General features: G+C 73.8%; 16 protein-coding genes and 1 tRNA gene. 8 read left to right on the top strand and 9 right to left on the bottom strand.

What is annotated here, in order from left to right; translation table 11 throughout:
- Nucleotides 1–105: 105 nt before the first annotated feature.
- Complete coding sequence (locus AB0E62_RS38265) at nt 106–1,089, top strand: aldo/keto reductase (protein WP_362205165.1); 984 nt, start codon at nt 106–108, stop codon at nt 1,087–1,089.
- A complete protein-coding gene (locus AB0E62_RS38260; protein WP_362205162.1) occupies nt 1,086–3,545 on the top strand; it encodes a helix-hairpin-helix domain-containing protein in 2,460 nt (819 codons plus the stop codon). Before AB0E62_RS38265 ends, AB0E62_RS38260 begins: the two co-directional genes overlap by 4 nt.
- Before the next feature lie 76 nt (nt 3,546–3,621).
- Here AB0E62_RS38260 and AB0E62_RS38255 read toward each other — a convergent pair whose 3' ends face one another.
- Entirely contained in the window at nt 3,622–4,311 is a 690-nt protein-coding gene (locus tag AB0E62_RS38255; RefSeq protein ID WP_362205159.1) for a hypothetical protein, read from the bottom strand.
- Between the two features lie 47 nt (nt 4,312–4,358).
- On the opposite strand from AB0E62_RS38255, the gene AB0E62_RS38250 reads away from it, so the two are divergent.
- A complete protein-coding gene (locus AB0E62_RS38250; RefSeq protein ID WP_043407302.1) occupies nt 4,359–4,547 on the top strand; it encodes a DUF5703 family protein in 189 nt (62 codons plus the stop codon).
- 112 nt (nt 4,548–4,659) lie between these two features.
- Here AB0E62_RS38250 and AB0E62_RS38245 read toward each other — a convergent pair whose 3' ends face one another.
- The 3 genes from AB0E62_RS38245 to AB0E62_RS38235 all read right to left on the bottom strand — a co-directional run bounded on the left by AB0E62_RS38245 (nt 4,660) and on the right by AB0E62_RS38235 (nt 7,347).
- Nucleotides 4,660–5,511, bottom strand: coding sequence for a chaplin (locus AB0E62_RS38245; RefSeq protein ID WP_362205155.1), 852 nt, complete (start codon nt 5,509–5,511; stop codon nt 4,660–4,662).
- A 118-nt stretch (nt 5,512–5,629) separates the two neighbouring features.
- Entirely contained in the window at nt 5,630–5,863 is a 234-nt protein-coding gene (gene chpH / locus AB0E62_RS38240) for a chaplin ChpH (protein ID WP_362205152.1), read from the bottom strand.
- A 158-nt stretch (nt 5,864–6,021) separates the two neighbouring features.
- Nucleotides 6,022–7,347: a M20/M25/M40 family metallo-hydrolase gene (locus tag AB0E62_RS38235; protein WP_362205149.1), complete on the bottom strand. Its 1,326-nt coding sequence runs from the start codon at nt 7,345–7,347 to the stop codon at nt 6,022–6,024.
- Nucleotides 7,348–7,562: 215 nt separating this feature from the next.
- Between AB0E62_RS38235 and AB0E62_RS38230 the strand changes: the two genes are divergently transcribed.
- Nucleotides 7,563–7,650 (top strand) — tRNA-Leu (locus AB0E62_RS38230).
- Nucleotides 7,651–7,809: 159 nt separating this feature from the next.
- Here the strand turns inward: AB0E62_RS38230 and AB0E62_RS38225 are convergent.
- From AB0E62_RS38225 to AB0E62_RS38215, 3 genes are read right to left on the bottom strand one after another with little or no spacing between them, the layout of a single operon-like run.
- Nucleotides 7,810–8,958 carry a CapA family protein gene (locus tag AB0E62_RS38225; RefSeq protein WP_362205146.1) on the bottom strand — a complete coding sequence of 383 codons (1,149 nt, stop codon included), beginning with the start codon at nt 8,956–8,958 and terminating at the stop codon, nt 7,810–7,812.
- A gap of 9 nt (nt 8,959–8,967) precedes the next feature.
- Nucleotides 8,968–10,272, bottom strand: coding sequence for a phosphoribosyltransferase family protein (locus tag AB0E62_RS38220; protein ID WP_362205143.1), 1,305 nt, complete (start codon nt 10,270–10,272; stop codon nt 8,968–8,970).
- A 12-nt stretch (nt 10,273–10,284) separates the two neighbouring features.
- Complete coding sequence (locus tag AB0E62_RS38215; RefSeq protein ID WP_362205140.1) at nt 10,285–10,596, bottom strand: dsRBD fold-containing protein; 312 nt, start codon at nt 10,594–10,596, stop codon at nt 10,285–10,287.
- 98 nt (nt 10,597–10,694) lie between these two features.
- On the opposite strand from AB0E62_RS38215, the gene AB0E62_RS38210 reads away from it, so the two are divergent.
- On the top strand, nt 10,695–11,072 hold the full coding sequence (locus tag AB0E62_RS38210) for a YchJ family protein (protein WP_362205137.1): 378 nt from the start codon (nt 10,695–10,697) through the stop codon (nt 11,070–11,072).
- 50 nt (nt 11,073–11,122) lie between these two features.
- On the opposite strand, the gene AB0E62_RS38205 is transcribed toward AB0E62_RS38210, so the two are convergent.
- Nucleotides 11,123–11,950 carry a class I SAM-dependent methyltransferase gene (locus AB0E62_RS38205; RefSeq protein WP_362205134.1) on the bottom strand — a complete coding sequence of 276 codons (828 nt, stop codon included), beginning with the start codon at nt 11,948–11,950 and terminating at the stop codon, nt 11,123–11,125.
- Between the two features lie 183 nt (nt 11,951–12,133).
- On the opposite strand from AB0E62_RS38205, the gene AB0E62_RS38200 reads away from it, so the two are divergent.
- On the top strand, nt 12,134–12,493 hold the full coding sequence (locus AB0E62_RS38200; protein ID WP_362205206.1) for a hypothetical protein: 360 nt from the start codon (nt 12,134–12,136) through the stop codon (nt 12,491–12,493).
- An 87-nt stretch (nt 12,494–12,580) separates the two neighbouring features.
- On the opposite strand, the gene AB0E62_RS38195 is transcribed toward AB0E62_RS38200, so the two are convergent.
- Nucleotides 12,581–13,282 carry an FCD domain-containing protein gene (locus tag AB0E62_RS38195; RefSeq protein WP_362205131.1) on the bottom strand — a complete coding sequence of 234 codons (702 nt, stop codon included), beginning with the start codon at nt 13,280–13,282 and terminating at the stop codon, nt 12,581–12,583.
- Between the two features lie 140 nt (nt 13,283–13,422).
- On the opposite strand from AB0E62_RS38195, the gene AB0E62_RS38190 reads away from it, so the two are divergent.
- Nucleotides 13,423–13,950, top strand: coding sequence for a gluconokinase (locus tag AB0E62_RS38190; RefSeq protein ID WP_362205128.1), 528 nt, complete (start codon nt 13,423–13,425; stop codon nt 13,948–13,950).
- Between the two features lie 37 nt (nt 13,951–13,987).
- On the top strand, nt 13,988–15,385 hold the full coding sequence (locus AB0E62_RS38185) for a gluconate:H+ symporter (protein WP_362205125.1): 1,398 nt from the start codon (nt 13,988–13,990) through the stop codon (nt 15,383–15,385).
- Nucleotides 15,386–15,494 lie beyond the last annotated feature (109 nt).

Raw genomic sequence — 15,494 nt, 5'->3', positions numbered from 1 at the left:
TCACCCCGCGGGCCCGGGCCGGCCGACTACGGGGGCCTGTCCCCTTCGGGGGTGGTTATCCACAGGCAACCCGTCGCACCGGTTCTGGCCAGTAATCTCGCCCGCATGGAGCAGAGGCATCTCGGCCGTACCGGCCTGCGCGTGTCCCGGATCGGACTCGGCACCCTCACCTGGGGGCGGGACACCGACGAGCACGACGCCGCTGACATGCTGAAGACGTTCTGGGAAGCCGGCGGCACCCTCGTCGACACCGCCGACGTGTACGGCGACGGGGAGGCGGAGTATCTGCTCGGACGGCTCATGGACGGACTGGTGCCGCGCCGGGATCTGGTCATCTCCACCAAGGCCGGCAGCGTGCCCGACCCCGACCGCCGCTTCGACGGCTCCCGGGGCCATCTGCTCGCCGCGCTCGACGCCTCCCTGACCCGCCTCGGCACGGAGTACGTCGACCTGTGGCACATCCACGCCTACGACCCCGAGACCCCGCTGGAGGAGACGCTCCAGGCCCTCGACCTGGCGGTGAGCAGCGGCCGGGCCCGGTACGCCGGGGTCTCCAACTTCTGCGGCTGGCAGCTGGCCAAGGCGGCCACCTGGCAGCTCGCGGCGCCGGGCACCCGCACCCGGCTGGCCAGCACCCAGATGGAGTACTCGCTGCTCCAGCGCGGTGTGGAGCGCGAGGTGCTGCCGGCCGCGCTCGACCTCGGCGTGGGCCTGCTGCCGTCCTCCCCGCTCGGCCGGGGCGTGCTGACCGGGAAGTACCGGCACACCACTCCCCCGGACTCGCGCGGCGCCTCCGAACACCTCGCGCCCTTCGTCGAGCCGTACCTGGACGACACCGCGACCCGCATCGTGGACGCGGTGACGACGGCGGCCGACGGGCTCGCGGTCACCCCGCTCCAGGTGGCGCTGGCGTGGGTGCGGGACCGGCCCGGGGTGACCGCGCCGATCGTCGGGGCGCGCACCGCGCAGCAGCTCACGGCGGCGTTGTCAGTGGAGGCGCTTAGTCTTCCTGACGAGATCTGCCGGGCGCTGGACGATGTGTCGGCGCCCGTGCACCGTTATCCCGATCACGACTGGAGCACGCTGTGAGCACGGAGCCGGAGACCACGGAGGAAGCCGGGCCGGGGACGCCGGACACCCGTGAGACACGGGAGGGTGAGCCACGGGAGGGAGGCACCGGCCCGGGTACGCGTACGGAGGGGCGTACTGAGGGGCGTACGGACGACGAGGCGTCCGGCGGTACGGAGACGGCTGGGGATTCGGAGGAGGCCGAGGGGGATGTCGCGGCCGGGCAGACGGATTCGGCCGACGGCACCGGCACGGCTGACGCCTCGGAAGAGACCGAGAAGGACGCCGCGGCCGGGGGGACGGAGCCGGCCGAGGGCGGGGACGCTGCCGTGGGTGCCGAGGGTGCCGCCGGTGAGGGCGAGGGGGGCTCGGGCTCGCTGTCGGAGGCGGAGGCCGAGCTGGCCGCGCAGCGGATCGAGCGGGAGCGGATCGAGCGGCGCAAGGCCGAGAAGAAGCGCATCGAGAGCGGGACCAAGCTCAGCGGCACGGCGGCCGACCTGCTCGCGGCGGTGCGGGCGGTGGAGAGCGGCGAGAAGCCGGTGGCCACGGTGTTCGCCGAGCCGGCGCCGGCACCGCGCCGCCCGGCCCCCGAACCGGTACGCCGGCCCCAGCCGGCCACCGCCCCGGTCCCGCCCGGCGCCCCCGCGCCGGAGACCGTCGACGCCGTGCGCCGGGTGCTGGCCGAGGGCGGCGCGCCGGACACCCTGGCCCCTCAGGTGGCGGCCGTGCTCGGCGAGAGCGCCGGCACCGCGCTCCGGGAGGACCCCTGGCAGCTGCTCCGGGTCGCCGGGGTACGGCCGGAACAGGCCGACGGCTTCGCGCGGGCGCTGCTCGGGCCGGACTGCGGTCCGGGAGACGAGCGGCGGGGCCGTGCGATGACGGTCTGGCTGCTGGAGCAGGCGGCCGTGGCCGGGCACACCGCCCTGGAACTGCCCACGCTCACCGCGGCGCTCGGCCGGCAGGGCGTGCCGGACCCGGACGCGGCGGTTCAGGACGCGCTCGCCGAGGGTGAGGCGCTGGTGTTCCAGGACGCCCTGGAGGAGCCCGGCGCGCCCGCGCCCCAGGACACCGAGGAGGAGCAGGAGCGGCCGGTCCGGGTCCTGGTCGGTCTGGAGCGGTACGCCCTGGCCGAGGAGAGTCTCGCCGACGGCCTGGCCCGGCTGGTCAACTCGGTGCCCGAGGAGTCCGCGCGGGCGTGGGAGGCGGTCGTCGCCGGGCTGTCCGGCGGTGCGGCCGAGCTGGCCCGCGCGGTGGCCGGACACGGCCTGGTGCTGCACACCGGCGGGGAGGCGGCCCGCGCCGAACCGGCCGCGCTGCTCCGAGCCGCCCGGGCCGCGGGTCTGCGGGCCTACGCGGCCTGCCACACCTCGGACGGCCGTCACCGCCTCACGGCGTACCTGGCAGCGGCTTCCGAGCGGCGGGACGCAGCCTCCGGGCACCCGGGCGGGCACCCGGACCAGCCGGGCGGAGCCACCGGGCGTCAGGGGGAAGACGCGGCCCGGCCGGGTGTGGATCCCGCCGCGCAGGGTGTCGTCACCGTGGCCGGGCTGCTGGGCGGGGGCGAGGGGCCGGGGCGGGACGCCGACGGGGCCTGGGAGGTCGATCTGCTGGTCGTGCTGGACGCGCCGCAGCTCGATGTGGAGAGTGCCGCGATGCTGGTGGAGTCGTTGCCCGACGGGGCGCGGCTGGTGCTCAGCGGTGACCCCGGGGTGCTGTGGTCGGCAGGGCCAGGCCGGGTCTTCGCCGATCTCCTCGCGGCCCGCGTCTGCCCGCAGACCGTCTCCCGCGTCCCGGACCCCGGCCCCCTCGGCGAGCTGGTCTCCGGCATCGGCGCCGGAGAGCTGCACCAGGTCGCCGCCCCCGGCAAGGAGATCGTCATCGTGCCGGTGCGGGACGCGGGCGAGGCGGTGCACCGGACGGTGCAGCTGGTGGCGGACTCGGTGCCGCGGGCGATCGGCGTGCCGGCCGACCGGACCGTGGTGATCACCCCGGGCCACGGCGGCGCCGCCGGCACCCGCGCCCTCAACGCCGCCCTGAAGGAGCGCCTCAACCCCGGCCCCGGCCGGTTCGGCGGCTTCGACCCCGGTGACCGGATCGTCCACTCCCCCGCGCCGGGGCGCACGGTGCCGGGCGTGGTGGTGAAGGCGGACGCCGACGGCCTGCACCTGTCGTGCGCCGGCGCCCCCGTCGTCGTACCGCGCGAGCGGGTGGAGGGCAGTGTCCGGCACGGCTGGGCGCTGACCGCGCACCAGGCGGTGGGCGCCCGCTGGCCGGCGGCGGTCGTGGTGCTGCCCGGCGACGCGGCGCAGGCGCTCAGCCGCCCCTGGGTGTACACGGCGTTCGGCCGGGCGGAACGGCATCTGTCCGTCGTCCACGGTGTGGAGCAGGCCCTGCCGAGGGCGGTCGCGGAGGTCCCGGCCAAGCCCCGCACCACGCGTCTGGGGACCCTGCTGCGCCCGCAGGTGCCGGCGAGCTGACCCGCCCTCCCCACGCCGCGGCAGGGGCCCGGCGGTGCCGTACCGGACCGGAGCCGGTACGGCGCCGCCGGCTGCCTCACTTGTCGGCGTCGAGCGGCTCCAGCTCCTCGTCGTCCTCGACGAAGTCCAGCTCGTCCTCGTCCTCGTCGTCGTCGGAGGCGTCGTCGTCGAAGACGGCGCTCACGTCGAAGCGGCACACCACCCCCTGGGGATCGATGTGCTCGAACGGCGCCGCCAGCCACTCCCCGGCCTCGGGCGGTTCCTCCGCCGCCGTGACCCAGAGCGTGGAGTCGCCCTCCTCCAGGCCGAACTCCTTGTGCCGGGAGGCGATCTCGTCCGGTTCGAACTCGCCGAACAGGATCCCCAGCGCGCCGGGAACGCTCCGGGCGGCCTCGTCGTCCCCGCCGTCGTCGTACTCCGCCGCCTCGACCCGCTGGGCCTGGGCCAGCAGCCGCTGGGGTTCCGCCACGGTGTAGTCGCGGCGGATCAGCACACTGATCGCGTGGGGTTCCCCGGGCCCGGCGTACGGCGGCAGTGCGTCCTCGGCGCCGGGGATCTCGAAGGGCGTGACCTCGTCATAACGGTCGTAGAGCAGCTCGTCGTACACCTCGGCGGCTGCGGCCAGCTGGTTGAACGCCTCGGAGACGGCCGGGTCGTCCTCTCCCGACCTGCGTTCGATCGCAGCCAGATGACGGTCGAGCGCGGTCTTGACCGCCTCGGCGGCGGCGCGTACCTCGGCAGCGGTGGGCTGCGCAGCATCAGACATAGTGCAGACGCTATCCGTACCGGGCACCAGCCCGCACAATAGATGCGATGCCGGAATACGAATTTGTCGACGTGTACGTACCTCGCGGGGTGTCCCGCAAGGAGGCGACGCGTCTGCTGACGGACCATGCCGAGTACGGACACTGGGAGTTGGACCGACTGAGTCTGTTGCGCGACGGCAGTCGCAAGGTGCGGCTGCGCCGGCGGATCATCCGCCAGGTACGCGCCACATGGTGAGCCCGGAGAGGTCTCCGGGCGCGAACGGAGCGGGCCCCGCCGGCATGGCAGGGCCCGCTCCGTCGTCCGCTCACCGGGTCCCGGTCACGGCTCGCCGCTCATCGCTTCGCGGTCACCGCGTGGCCCTGGCCTTGCGGTAGAGGACCGCACCGGCGAGCAGCGCACCGGCGCCGGCCGGGAGCGCGATGCCGAGCGGCAGGTCACCGCCGGTGTGCGCGAGCTGGCCGTCGGCCTGCGGCCGGGCGGAGCGGCCCGCCTCCGCCGTGACCTGGGTCCCGCCGTGGGGGTGGGCGACGTGCTTGCCGGGCGCGGTGCCGGGTCCGGGGTGACCGGGCTGACCCGGCCGTGCGGGCTCACCGGGGCCGCCGGGCCTGCCCGGCCCGCCGGGGTGACCGGGCTCGGCGGGCTTGCCCGGATGCGTCGGCTGCCCGGGCTTGCCCGGCTGTCCCGGGTGCCCTGGCTCTCCCGGTCCTCCGGGCTTCCCGGGCGGGTTGCCGTACCCCTCGTCGTCGGCACAGTCGTTGCCGGTCGTGGCGTTGCCCACACCGATGATGTCGACGCTGTTGCCGCAGACGTTCACCGGGACGTCGACCGGCACCTGCACGGTGTTGCCGGAGCCGATGCCCGGCGAGCCGCCGGTGTGACCGTCCGCGCGCGAGCCGCCGGTGCCGCTGCCGGCGGAGCCGCCCGGCCGGCTTCCCGGGGCGCCGCCGTGGTGGGCGCCGTCATGGCCGCACTTGTTCCCCACCGACGGGTTGAGCAGCCCGACGACGTTCACGGTGTTGCCGCAGATGTTCACCGGAGCGTGCACCGGCGCCTGCACCGTGTTGCCGGACAGTACGCCGGGCGAGCCCCCGGCGGTGCCCGTCGCGCCCGAGTCGGCGTGCGCGTAGCCGCCCGCGGCGGCGATCACCCCGGTCGCGGCGGCCATGGTCATCAGGCCCTTGCGCGTGCCCTGTCGCATGCTGGATTCCCCCCTGCCTTCCGTGCTCTCGTTCTCGAAAAGCCGGTCGGCCCCGGAGCGCGTGGCGCGCGCTCCGGGGCCGACGGCTTGCAAAAGGACGCCCCTCAGGGAGTCTGCGTCACTTGTTGATGCAGACGTTGCCGAAGGCGGGGTTCAGGACGCCGACCACGTCGATCGTGTTGCCGCACACGTTCACCGGGACGTGGACGGGCGCCTGGATGACGTTGCCGGACACGACACCCGGGGAGCCCACGGCGGCACCCTGGGCGCCGGAGTCGGCGACGGCGAGACCCGCACCCGCGAGAACCAGACCACCGGTGGCGGCCGCAGCGGCGACGACCTTCTTGAGCATTGTTCCTCCTAGTTGGCAATGCGACCCCAAGGCGCGGGATCACATCAGATGCAACGAGGAGGAACCAATGAAGCTACGAACTGATCGTCGCATTCACCCGTCTCAGCTCGTCTCGTACGACTGGCCGAATATCGGGCCATGCGGCCGGGGCCGGGTCCTCATGACGCGTCGATGAACCGGTCGAGCACCCGCACGCCGAACTGCAGCCCGTCGACCGGCACCCGCTCGTCCACGCCGTGGAACATGCCGGCGAAGTCCAGCTCCGGCGGCAGCTTCAGCGGGGCGAAGCCGAAGCCGCGGATGCCGAGGTCGTCGAAGGACTTGGCGTCGGTGCCGCCGGAGAGCATGTAGGGGATCGCCTTGGCGGTCGGGTCCTCGGCGAGCAGCGCGGACTGCATGGCCGCCACCAGGGGGCCGTCGAAGCCGGTCTCCAGCGCCTTGTCGGAGTGCACGTCCTCACGGCGGACGTTCGGGCCGAGCAGCCGGTCGAGGTCGGCGAGGAACTCCTCCTCGTGTCCGGGCAGGAACCGTCCGTCGATGTGGGCGGTGGCCTCGCCCGGGATGACGTTGACCTTGTAGCCGGCGTTCAGCTGGGTGGGGTTGGCGGTGTTGCTCAGGGTCGCGCCGATCAGCTTGGCGATGCCGCCGAGCTTGGCGATGGTGGCCTCCATGTCCTCCGGGTCCAGCTCGGTGCCGAGCGCGTCGCCCAGTTCGTCGAGGAAGGCCCGGGTGGTCTTGGTGACCCGCACGGGGAACCTGTGCCGGCCGACCCGGGCGACCGCCTCGGACAGCTCGGTGATGGCGTTGTCGCGGTGGATCATCGACCCGTGACCGGCCGTGCCGGCCACGGTCAGCTTCATCCAGTGCATGCCCTTCTCGGCCGTCTGGATCAGATACAGCCGCCGCTGGTCGTCGACCGTGAAGGAGAAGCCGCCGACCTCGCTGATGGCCTCGGTGACGCCCTCGAACAGCTCGGGGTGGCGGTCGACCAGGTAGCGGGCGCCGTAGGTGCCGCCCGCCTCCTCGTCGGCGAGGAAGGCGACCACGATGTCCCGCGGGGGCCGGCGCCCGCTGCGCAGCCGGTCGCGGACGACCGCCAGCGTCATCGCGTCCATGTCCTTCATGTCGACGGCGCCGCGCCCCCAGACGCATCCGTCGGCGATCTCCCCGGAGAACGGGTCGTGGGTCCAGTCGACGGCGTTGGCCGGTACGACGTCCAGGTGGCCGTGGATGAGCAGCGCGGGCCGGGACGGGTCCTCGCCCTCGATCCGGGCCACCGTGGAGGCGCGGCCGGGGTGCGACTCGTAGATCTTCGGTTCCAGCCCGACCTCGGCGAGCTTCTCGGCGACCCATTCGGCGGCCTGGCGCTCGCCGGGGCCGGAGTGGTCGCCGTAGTTGCTGGTGTCGAACCGGATCAGCTCGCGGCAGAGGTCCACGACCTCGTCCTCGCCGGTGACGGTCCTGGCCGTGCCCGTCTCGCTCACGATGCTTCCTCCCGCTGTCACTGCTGGTGGTCCCCCTCATCCTCTCTCCGGCCCCGCGCCGGGCCCAAGACGGGGCCCGGCCTGTGACACGCCGTTCACGTGCGGCGGGCGCCGGGGACGGGGTGATCGGGCACCCCCGAAAGCCTGGTAATGTTTCCTTCGTCGCCGCGAGGGAAACCCCGCCGAAAGGGAAGACCTCGCACGACAGACACCTTGTCCGGGTGGCGGAATGGCAGACGCGCTAGCTTGAGGTGCTAGTGCCCTTTATCGGGCGTGGGGGTTCAAGTCCCCCCTCGGACACCAGCGAAGACCCCAGTCGATCTGGGGTCTTTCTGTTTCTCGGGGTGTGGTGTGACCGGCAGCCGGGCGTGGGGGCCGGGATCGTCGTGGTCCCCGGCGCGCACTCCGTGCCGCGCCTCGGCCGGATGCGCTGCGGCGTGGTCGCCGCGCGACGTGGCCGGCTCACCGCGGACGAGGTGGTGCTCCGCGCCTGGCCGCTGAACCGGCCGGCCGTGCGGTGAGTGTGCCGGCGGCCGCGTGGTCGACCCGGGTGCCGTGCCGGCGGGCGTGGGTGTCCAGGACGGTGCGCAGCCAGGCGGTGTCGTCCGCGCCGGCGTGCTCCAGGCGCAGCCGGCGGGCTCGCAGCGGCACCATCCGCAGTCCGGTCAGGCGGCCGGTGCCGGGGTCGAGCGAGGCCAGGTACAGCAGCCGCAGGTCGTCGCGGTAGCTCTCGTGGCCGCCGATGCCCTCGTAGTCGTTGACGAGGTCGCCGCAGCCGTACAGGACGAGCCGGTCGCGGTAGATCTCCGGTGGGCGCGGGTGGTGCGAGGAGTGGCCGTGGACGATGTCGGCGCCCGCGTCGATGAGCGCGTGGGCGAAGCGGACCTCGTCGCGGGTGACGGTGCAGCCCCAGTTGGGACCCCAGTGGACGGAGGCGACGACGATGTCCCCGGGCCGCCGGCTGCGCCGCAGGCGGTCGGTGATGTCGCGGGCGGCGGCCGTGGTGGGCCCGGTGACGAGGGCGACGCCGGGGCGTTCGGCGGTGGCGGCCCAGCTCTGCGGGATGCCGCTGGAGGGCATGCCGAAGGCGAGGACGAGGAGGCGTCCGCCGGTGCGCAGCGGGACGGTCGCGGGCCGTCGGGCGGCGGTGGTGTCCGGTCCGGCGCCGGCGGTGCGCACTCCGGCGGCGGCGAGCCGGCGGAGGGTCTCGGCGAGACCGGCGGGGCCGAAGTCGAGGACGTGGTTGTTGGCGAGGACGCAGACGTCGGGGCGGGCGGCGGTCAGGCAGGGCAGGTTGGCCGGGTGCATCCGGTAGTGGATGTCCTTGCCGGGGGCGAAGTCGCCGTCGGCGGTGACGGCGGTCTCCAGGTTGATCACCCGGGCGTCGGGCGCGGCCCGCTCCAGGACGGGCAGGGCCTCGCCCCACGGCCAGGCGGGGTCCACGGGCCGGGGCACCGGGCCGTTCAGCGCCTCGGCCAGGGCGATGTAGTCCCGGGCGTCGTGGACGTAGTCCTCCCGCAGGGCCGGATCACCGGGGTGCGCGAGGATCTGGTCGATGCCCCGGCCGAGCATGACGTCCCCGGCCAGGAACAGGGTGACCCCCTCGGACACGGTCGCCGCCTACACGTGCGCGGGCGCCATGTGGTCGGTGAACCAGGCGCACGCCAGTTCGGTGACCCGCTCCAGGGTGCCGGGCTCCTCGAAGAGGTGGGTGGCGCCGGGGACGACGGCCAGCCGGTTCTCGCAGCGCAGCCGGGCCTGCGCGGCCCGGTTGAGGTCGAGGACCGCCGGGTCGGCGCCGCCCACGATGAGCAGGGTGGGTGCCATCACCTCGGGCAGCCGGGCCCCGGCGAGGTCGGGCCGGCCGCCGCGGGAGACGACCGCGGCGGGCCGCGCGGCGGGGTCGGCGGCGGCCCACAGGGCGGCCGCGGCGCCGGTGCTGGCGCCGAAGTAGCCGAGGGCGAGCCCTTCGGCGTCGGGTTCCTCGCGCAGCCAGGCGGTGGCGTCCAGCAGTCGCCTGGCCAGCAGTCCGATGTCGAAGACGTTGCCCCGGTCGGCCTCCTCCGCGTCGGTGAGCAGGTCGAACAGCAGGGTGCCGAGCCCGGCCCGGTGCAGTCCCCGGGCGACGAACCGGTTGCGCGGGCTGTGCCGGCTGCTGCCGCTGCCGTGGGCGAAGATCACGATGCCGGTGGCGCCGTCGGGCACGGTGAGCCGGCCGCCGAGCCGGACGGCACCGGCGGTCACCGTGACCTCCCGGGCGCCGGAGGCGGCGCCCGCGGTGTGCCGGTGGCGTTCGGCGGCCCGCCGCAGACAGGCGGTGACCTCCTCGTCCTCGACCTGGGTGAAGTCGCTGTAGAACTGGCCCACGGCGGCGAAGTCCCAGGGGGTGTCCAGGCACACCAGGTCGTCGGCGTCCTCGCCGAGGCGGCGGGCGAAGTCGCGGGGGGCGACCGGGACGGCCAGGACGATGCGGGCCGCGCCGCGGGCGCGGGCGACACGGCAGGCGGCCCGGGCGGTGGAGCCGGTGGCGACGCCGTCGTCCACCACGACGGCGGTCCGGCCGGCGACGGAGGCCGGGGACGCCTGGCCCCGGTAGCGCGCGCCGCGCGCCGCGAGGAGCCGGCGCTCGCGTTCCTCGACCGCCGCGAGATCGTCCGGCCCGACGCCGGTGGCGCGCAGCACCTCCTGGTTGATCACGCGGACGCCGTCCTCGCCGATCGCCCCCATGCCCAGCTCGGGCTGGTAGGGCACGCCGAGTTTGCGTACCAGCAGGACGTCCAGGGGGGCGTCGAGCGCCTCGGCGACGGCCGCGGCGACCGGCACCCCGCCGCGGGGCAGCCCGAGCACCACCACGTCCTGGCCCCTGAGGTACTCCAGGCGCTCCCCCAGCCGCCGTCCGGCTGCCAGACGGTTCGCGAAACGCACGGCGGCACTCCTTCACTCGCGGGGCAGCCAGAGCGGGGCCGGGCCGTCCATGTCGGCCGCTCCGGTGGCCTTCATGTCGCCGTCGGCGGCGCGCAGCAGCAGGCGGCCCATGGCGATGAGGGCGCGCCCGGCGGCGAGTTCGTCGCCGATCTCGGGCATCGCCCGGTCGTGGGAGTTGCGGCGGGCCTCGGCGCGGCTCTCCAGCACGTTGTCCCCGGTGTCCAGGACGATCCGGGCCGTGGTGTCCGGATCGTGCTCGGACAGGTACACGTTCAGCCGCCACTCCTTGACGGCGGGAGGCCGGCTGCTCGCGGGTCCGGTCATCCTCGGCCCCTCCTCCCTGTGCCGGTGTGCGGTCCAGCCCTTCCACTGTGCACCCGGCCGGTGCCGGGCGCCTCCGCTGCCCCGGGCACAATGGGCGCATGACCTCGCGCGCCTGTCCCTGTGGACTTCCCGGGCCCTACGACGCCTGCTGCGGCCGGTTCCACGGCGGGCAGGCGGCCGCGCCGACCGCGGAGCTGCTGATGCGCTCGCGGTACTGCGCGTTCGTGAAGGGGGACGCGGCGTACCTGCTGCGCACCTGGCATCCGCGGACCCGGCCCGAGCGGCTGGAGCTGGACCCGCGGATGCGGTGGACGGGGCTGGAGATCCTGGACACGGCCGGCGGGTCGGCGTTCCACACCACGGGCACGGTGGAGTTCCGCGCCTCCTACCGGGGCGGTGCGCTGCGCGAGCGGAGCCGGTTCGAGCGGGTGGCCGGGGCGTGGGTGTACGTGGACGGGGAGTTCCCCGAGGATTAGGTCCTGTCGCCTGCGGCTCGCGCTGCACGGCCGTACGGCTGCAAGGAGGCTCAGCGAACGGCCAGCAGGCCGTACAGGAGGGGGATCCGGGGCTCGGGCAGCCGCCACCAGCCGGAGTCCGTGCGGACCATGCGCGGCCAGCGCGGCCAGGGAAGCTCGTCGCTCTCCCGCAGTCGCCGGACGCCCAGTCCCGCATCTGTCAACGCGTTCACGACCTCTCCCACCCCGTGCATCCACTCGTAACTGTCCGTGGCGCCCTCGACGGCCGGTCCGTCGGTGTACGTGTGGGTGGCGTCCCGGTGGACCGGACCGGAGCCCCCCAGGTAGTCGTGGCGCAGCAGCAGCTCCGGTCCCTCGTCCGGACCCGGTTTCGGGCCGAGCGCGTTGAGCAGCGGGTGGAACTCCACGACGTACAACCGCCCGCCCGGCCGCAGAAGCCCGGCCACGACGTCCGCCCACCGGCCGAGGTCGGGCAGATAGCACAGGGCGCCCTTGCCGGTGTAGACGACGTCGAACCGCCGGCCCTCGAGCGCCGCCACGGCGTCGTACACGTTGGCCTGGACGTAGGTGACGTCGAGGCCCGACTTCGCGGCGAGGTCCCGCGCGGCCGTCACGGACGCCGCCGAGAAGTCCAGGCCGACCGCCCGGGCTCCACGCCGGGCGAGGGCGAGCGTCTCCGTGCCGAGGTGGCACTGGAGGTGGAGCACGTCCCGGCCGGACAAGTCGCCGAGGTCCTCCCACTCGAACGCGGCGAACCAGCGCTCCGGATCCAGGTCTTCGTCCAGGCCGTAGAACCGGCTGGTGACGTGGACCGGGGTGCGGGCGTCCCAGTTCGCCTGGTTGGCGCGCATCAGCCGCGCGTGCTCGGCGGAGGTCATGAGGACATCCAACCGCGTCCCGGCCGCGCGCGGGGGACGAAGACCGGAAAAGTGCCGTACCGGGTGCCGGTCCGGCCGGTTCCCGTTCGTCAGGGGGGTGGAGGAGACTGATGAGGATGCCCGCCGGCGCGGCGCCGTCCGGTGACCGGCGCCGCCCCGTGCACCGGTGCCGGCCCACGGGCCATCGGGAAGAGTGCGGAGCCCGGCAGTTGGGACGGCCCCTGGTACCGCGTCCGCACGGAACGGTTCGAGGCCGCGTTCCTGCCGGACGTGGGCGAGGACCTGGAGGCCGTGGACAACGTCGACGTCTTCGTGGACCTCCCTGACGGATCCCGGTGGAGCGCGACCGTCCTCACTCTCGCGCAGGTCGGGATCCTGATGAAGCGGTGGGCCACGAGCGGCGAGGCCCTGGGCGGCCGCTATTTCTGGTGCTCGGACCGACTCATCGTCCGCGATGCCGGCGTCAGCGCGATGACCCGGGTGCTCACCGGCCTGATCGAGAACGGCGAGTTCGAGCAGATCCTCCAGCGTCTCGACGAGTGACAGGCCGCTGACAGGCCGCGTTCCGAGCCGCCGCCGCCCGCACTCTGCAACGATCAGGCCGAAAGCGCCGCCCTCCACCCCCGCCGTTCAGGGGGCCAGGATGTCCAGTTCCTGGAGGGCGCCCGCGGTGATCTCCCGGGTCAGTTCCTCGGCGCGGGCCGCGTCCCGGGCGCGGACCGCCTCGGCGAGCCGCACGTGCAGGGTGACGGCGGCCGGGTCGGGGTCCTCGAACATGACCTCGTGCTGGGTGCGGCCGGTCAGCACCTCCGCGACGACATCGCCGAGGCGGGCGAACATCTCGTTGCCGGAGGCGTTGAGGATGACCCGGTGGAAGGCCACGTCGTGGAACAGGTACGCCTCGAGCCGGTGGCCGCGTGAGTTGGCCACCATGCCGAGCGCGCACTCGGTGAGTTCGGCGCACTGCTCGGCCGTGGCGTGCTGGGCGGCCAGACTCGCGGCGACGGGTTCGACGGCGGAGCGCAGCACGGTGAGCGAACGGAGCTGGTGCGGGCGGTCGGCGCCGGCCAGCCGCCAGCGGATGACCTGCGGGTCGTAGACGTTCCACTCGGCCTTGGGGCGGACCGTGACGCCCACCCGGCGGCGGGACTCGACCAGGTGCATGGACTCCAGTACGCGGACGGCCTCGCGCATCACGGAGCGGGAGACCTCGAAGTGCTGGGCGAGCTCGTCGGTCCGCAGCACGCTGCCCGGCGGGTACTCGCCGGACGTGATGGCGGGACCGAGGGAGTCCAGTACATGGCCGTGCAGCCCCCGGCCCCGTGTGCTCATGCACTCAGCGTACGGCCTGGATCACAGACATAAAAAGTCAGACTTATACATCACACCCTCTTGAATTCGTCGTACCTAATGGGTTTCAGTGTGGCGACGCCGCAGTGGCGTCGGATGTCGAGGAAGACAGCGAGGCAGTGATGCGAACCCCCCAGGTCGTCGTCGTGATGGGCGTCGCGGGGACGGGCAAGACCACGATCGGTCCCTTGCTCGCCGCGCGACTGGGCGTCCCGTACGCCGAGGGCGACGACTTCCACCCGCAGGCCAACATCGACAAGATGACGGCCGGGATCCCGCTCGACGACGCCGACCGGTGGCCGTGGCTGGACGCCATCGGGCACTGGGCGCACGGCAGGGCCGGACTGGGCGGGGTGGTCAGCAGCTCCGCGCTGAAGCGGGCGTACCGCGACCGGCTGCGGGCCGCCGCGCCCGGGATCGTGTTCCTGCACCTGACCGGCGACCGCCGGCTGATCGAGGAACGGATGTCCCAGCGGCAGGGCCACTTCATGCCGACCGCGCTGCTGGACTCCCAGTTCGCCACGCTCCAGCCGCTCCAGCCGGACGAGGCGGGAGTCGCCGTGGACGTCAGCGGCGGCCCCGAGGAGATCACCGAGCGCGCCGTACAGGCCCTCGCGACGCTTCCCGACACCGCGGGCAGCTCCCACTAGCGCCCCCAGAAATCCCCCGTAACCGCAAGGAAACCCCGTGACCAGACTCAGCGTCGAGATGCTGGCAGCGGACGCCCCTCCGCCGATCACCTCCGCCGGGCACGCCCAGCTGGGCATCGCCGTCCTGGTGGGCATCGCTCTCATCGTCCTGCTCATCACCAAGTTCAAGCTCCACGCCTTCCTGGCGCTGACCATCGGGTCGCTGGCGCTCGGGGCGGTCGCCGGGGCGCCGCTCGACAAGGCCATCACCAGTTTCACCAGCGGGCTCGGCTCCACGGTGGCCGGCGTGGGTGTCCTGATCGCGCTCGGGGCGATCCTGGGCAAGCTGCTCGCCGACTCGGGGGGCGCGGACCAGATCGTCGACACGATCCTGGCGAAGGCCGGCGGGCGGACGATGCCGTGGGCGATGGTGCTGATCGCCTCCGTGGTCGGCCTGCCGCTGTTCTTCGAGGTCGGCATCGTGCTGCTGATCCCGGTCGTGCTGATGGTCGCCAAGCGCGGCAACTACTCCCTGATGCGCATCGGCATCCCGGCCCTGGCCGGTCTGTCCGTGATGCACGGCCTGATCCCGCCGCACCCCGGCCCGCTGGTCGCCATCGACGCGGTCAAGGCCAACCTGGGCGTGACCCTGGCGCTCGGCATCGTGGTCGCCGTCCCGACCGTGATCATCGCCGGGCCGCTGTTCTCCCGGGTCGCGGCCCGCTGGGTGGACGTGCCCGCCCCCGACCGGATGCTGCCGCAGCGCGCCTCGGAGCAGTTGGAGCGCCGCCCGGGCTTCGGCCCGACGCTCGCCACCATGCTGCTGCCGGTGGTGCTGATGCTGGCCAAGGCGCTGGTGGACATCGTCGTCGACGACCCCGCGGACCACACCCAGCGCGTCTTCGACGTCGTCGGCTCCCCGCTGATCGCCCTGCTCGCCGCCGTGATCGTCGGCTTCTTCACGCTGGGCCGGCCCGCCGGGTTCACCCGGGACCGGCTCCGGGAGACCGTGGAGAAGGGTCTGATGCCCATCGCCGGCATCCTGCTGATCGTCGGCGCGGGCGGCGGCTTCAAGCAGACGCTGATCGACTCCGGTGTGGGCCGGATGATCCTGGACATCTCCCAGGACTGGTCGATCCCGGCCCTGCTGCTGGCCTGGCTGATCGCGGTGGCGATCCGGCTGGCGACCGGCTCGGCGACGGTGGCGACGGTTTCGGCGGCCGGCCTGGTGGCGCCGCTCGCGGCCGACATGTCGACCGCCCACACGGCCCTGCTGGTCCTCGCCATCGGCGCGGGCTCGCTCTTCTTCAGCCATGTCAACGACGCCGGTTTCTGGCTGGTGAAGGAGTACTTCGGGCTGGAGGTCGGGCAGACCGTCAAGACCTGGTCGCTGATGGAGACGATCATCTCGGTGGTCGCGGGCGGCCTGGTGCTGCTGCTGTCCCTGATCATCTAGGGGCGCCGTGGCGCCCGCGGGCACCAGCGGCAGGAAGACGAAGACTCCCATCGGCGCTCAGTCCTCCGGGCCGCCGGCCTCCGGGGCCGGGATGTCGAGCAGGGCCCGC

The organism is Streptomyces sp. NPDC038707 (assembly GCF_040636485.1).
In the GTDB taxonomy this organism is placed as follows: domain Bacteria; phylum Actinomycetota; class Actinomycetes; order Streptomycetales; family Streptomycetaceae; genus Streptomyces.
This window is presented reverse-complemented; position numbering and strand designations above follow the sequence as displayed.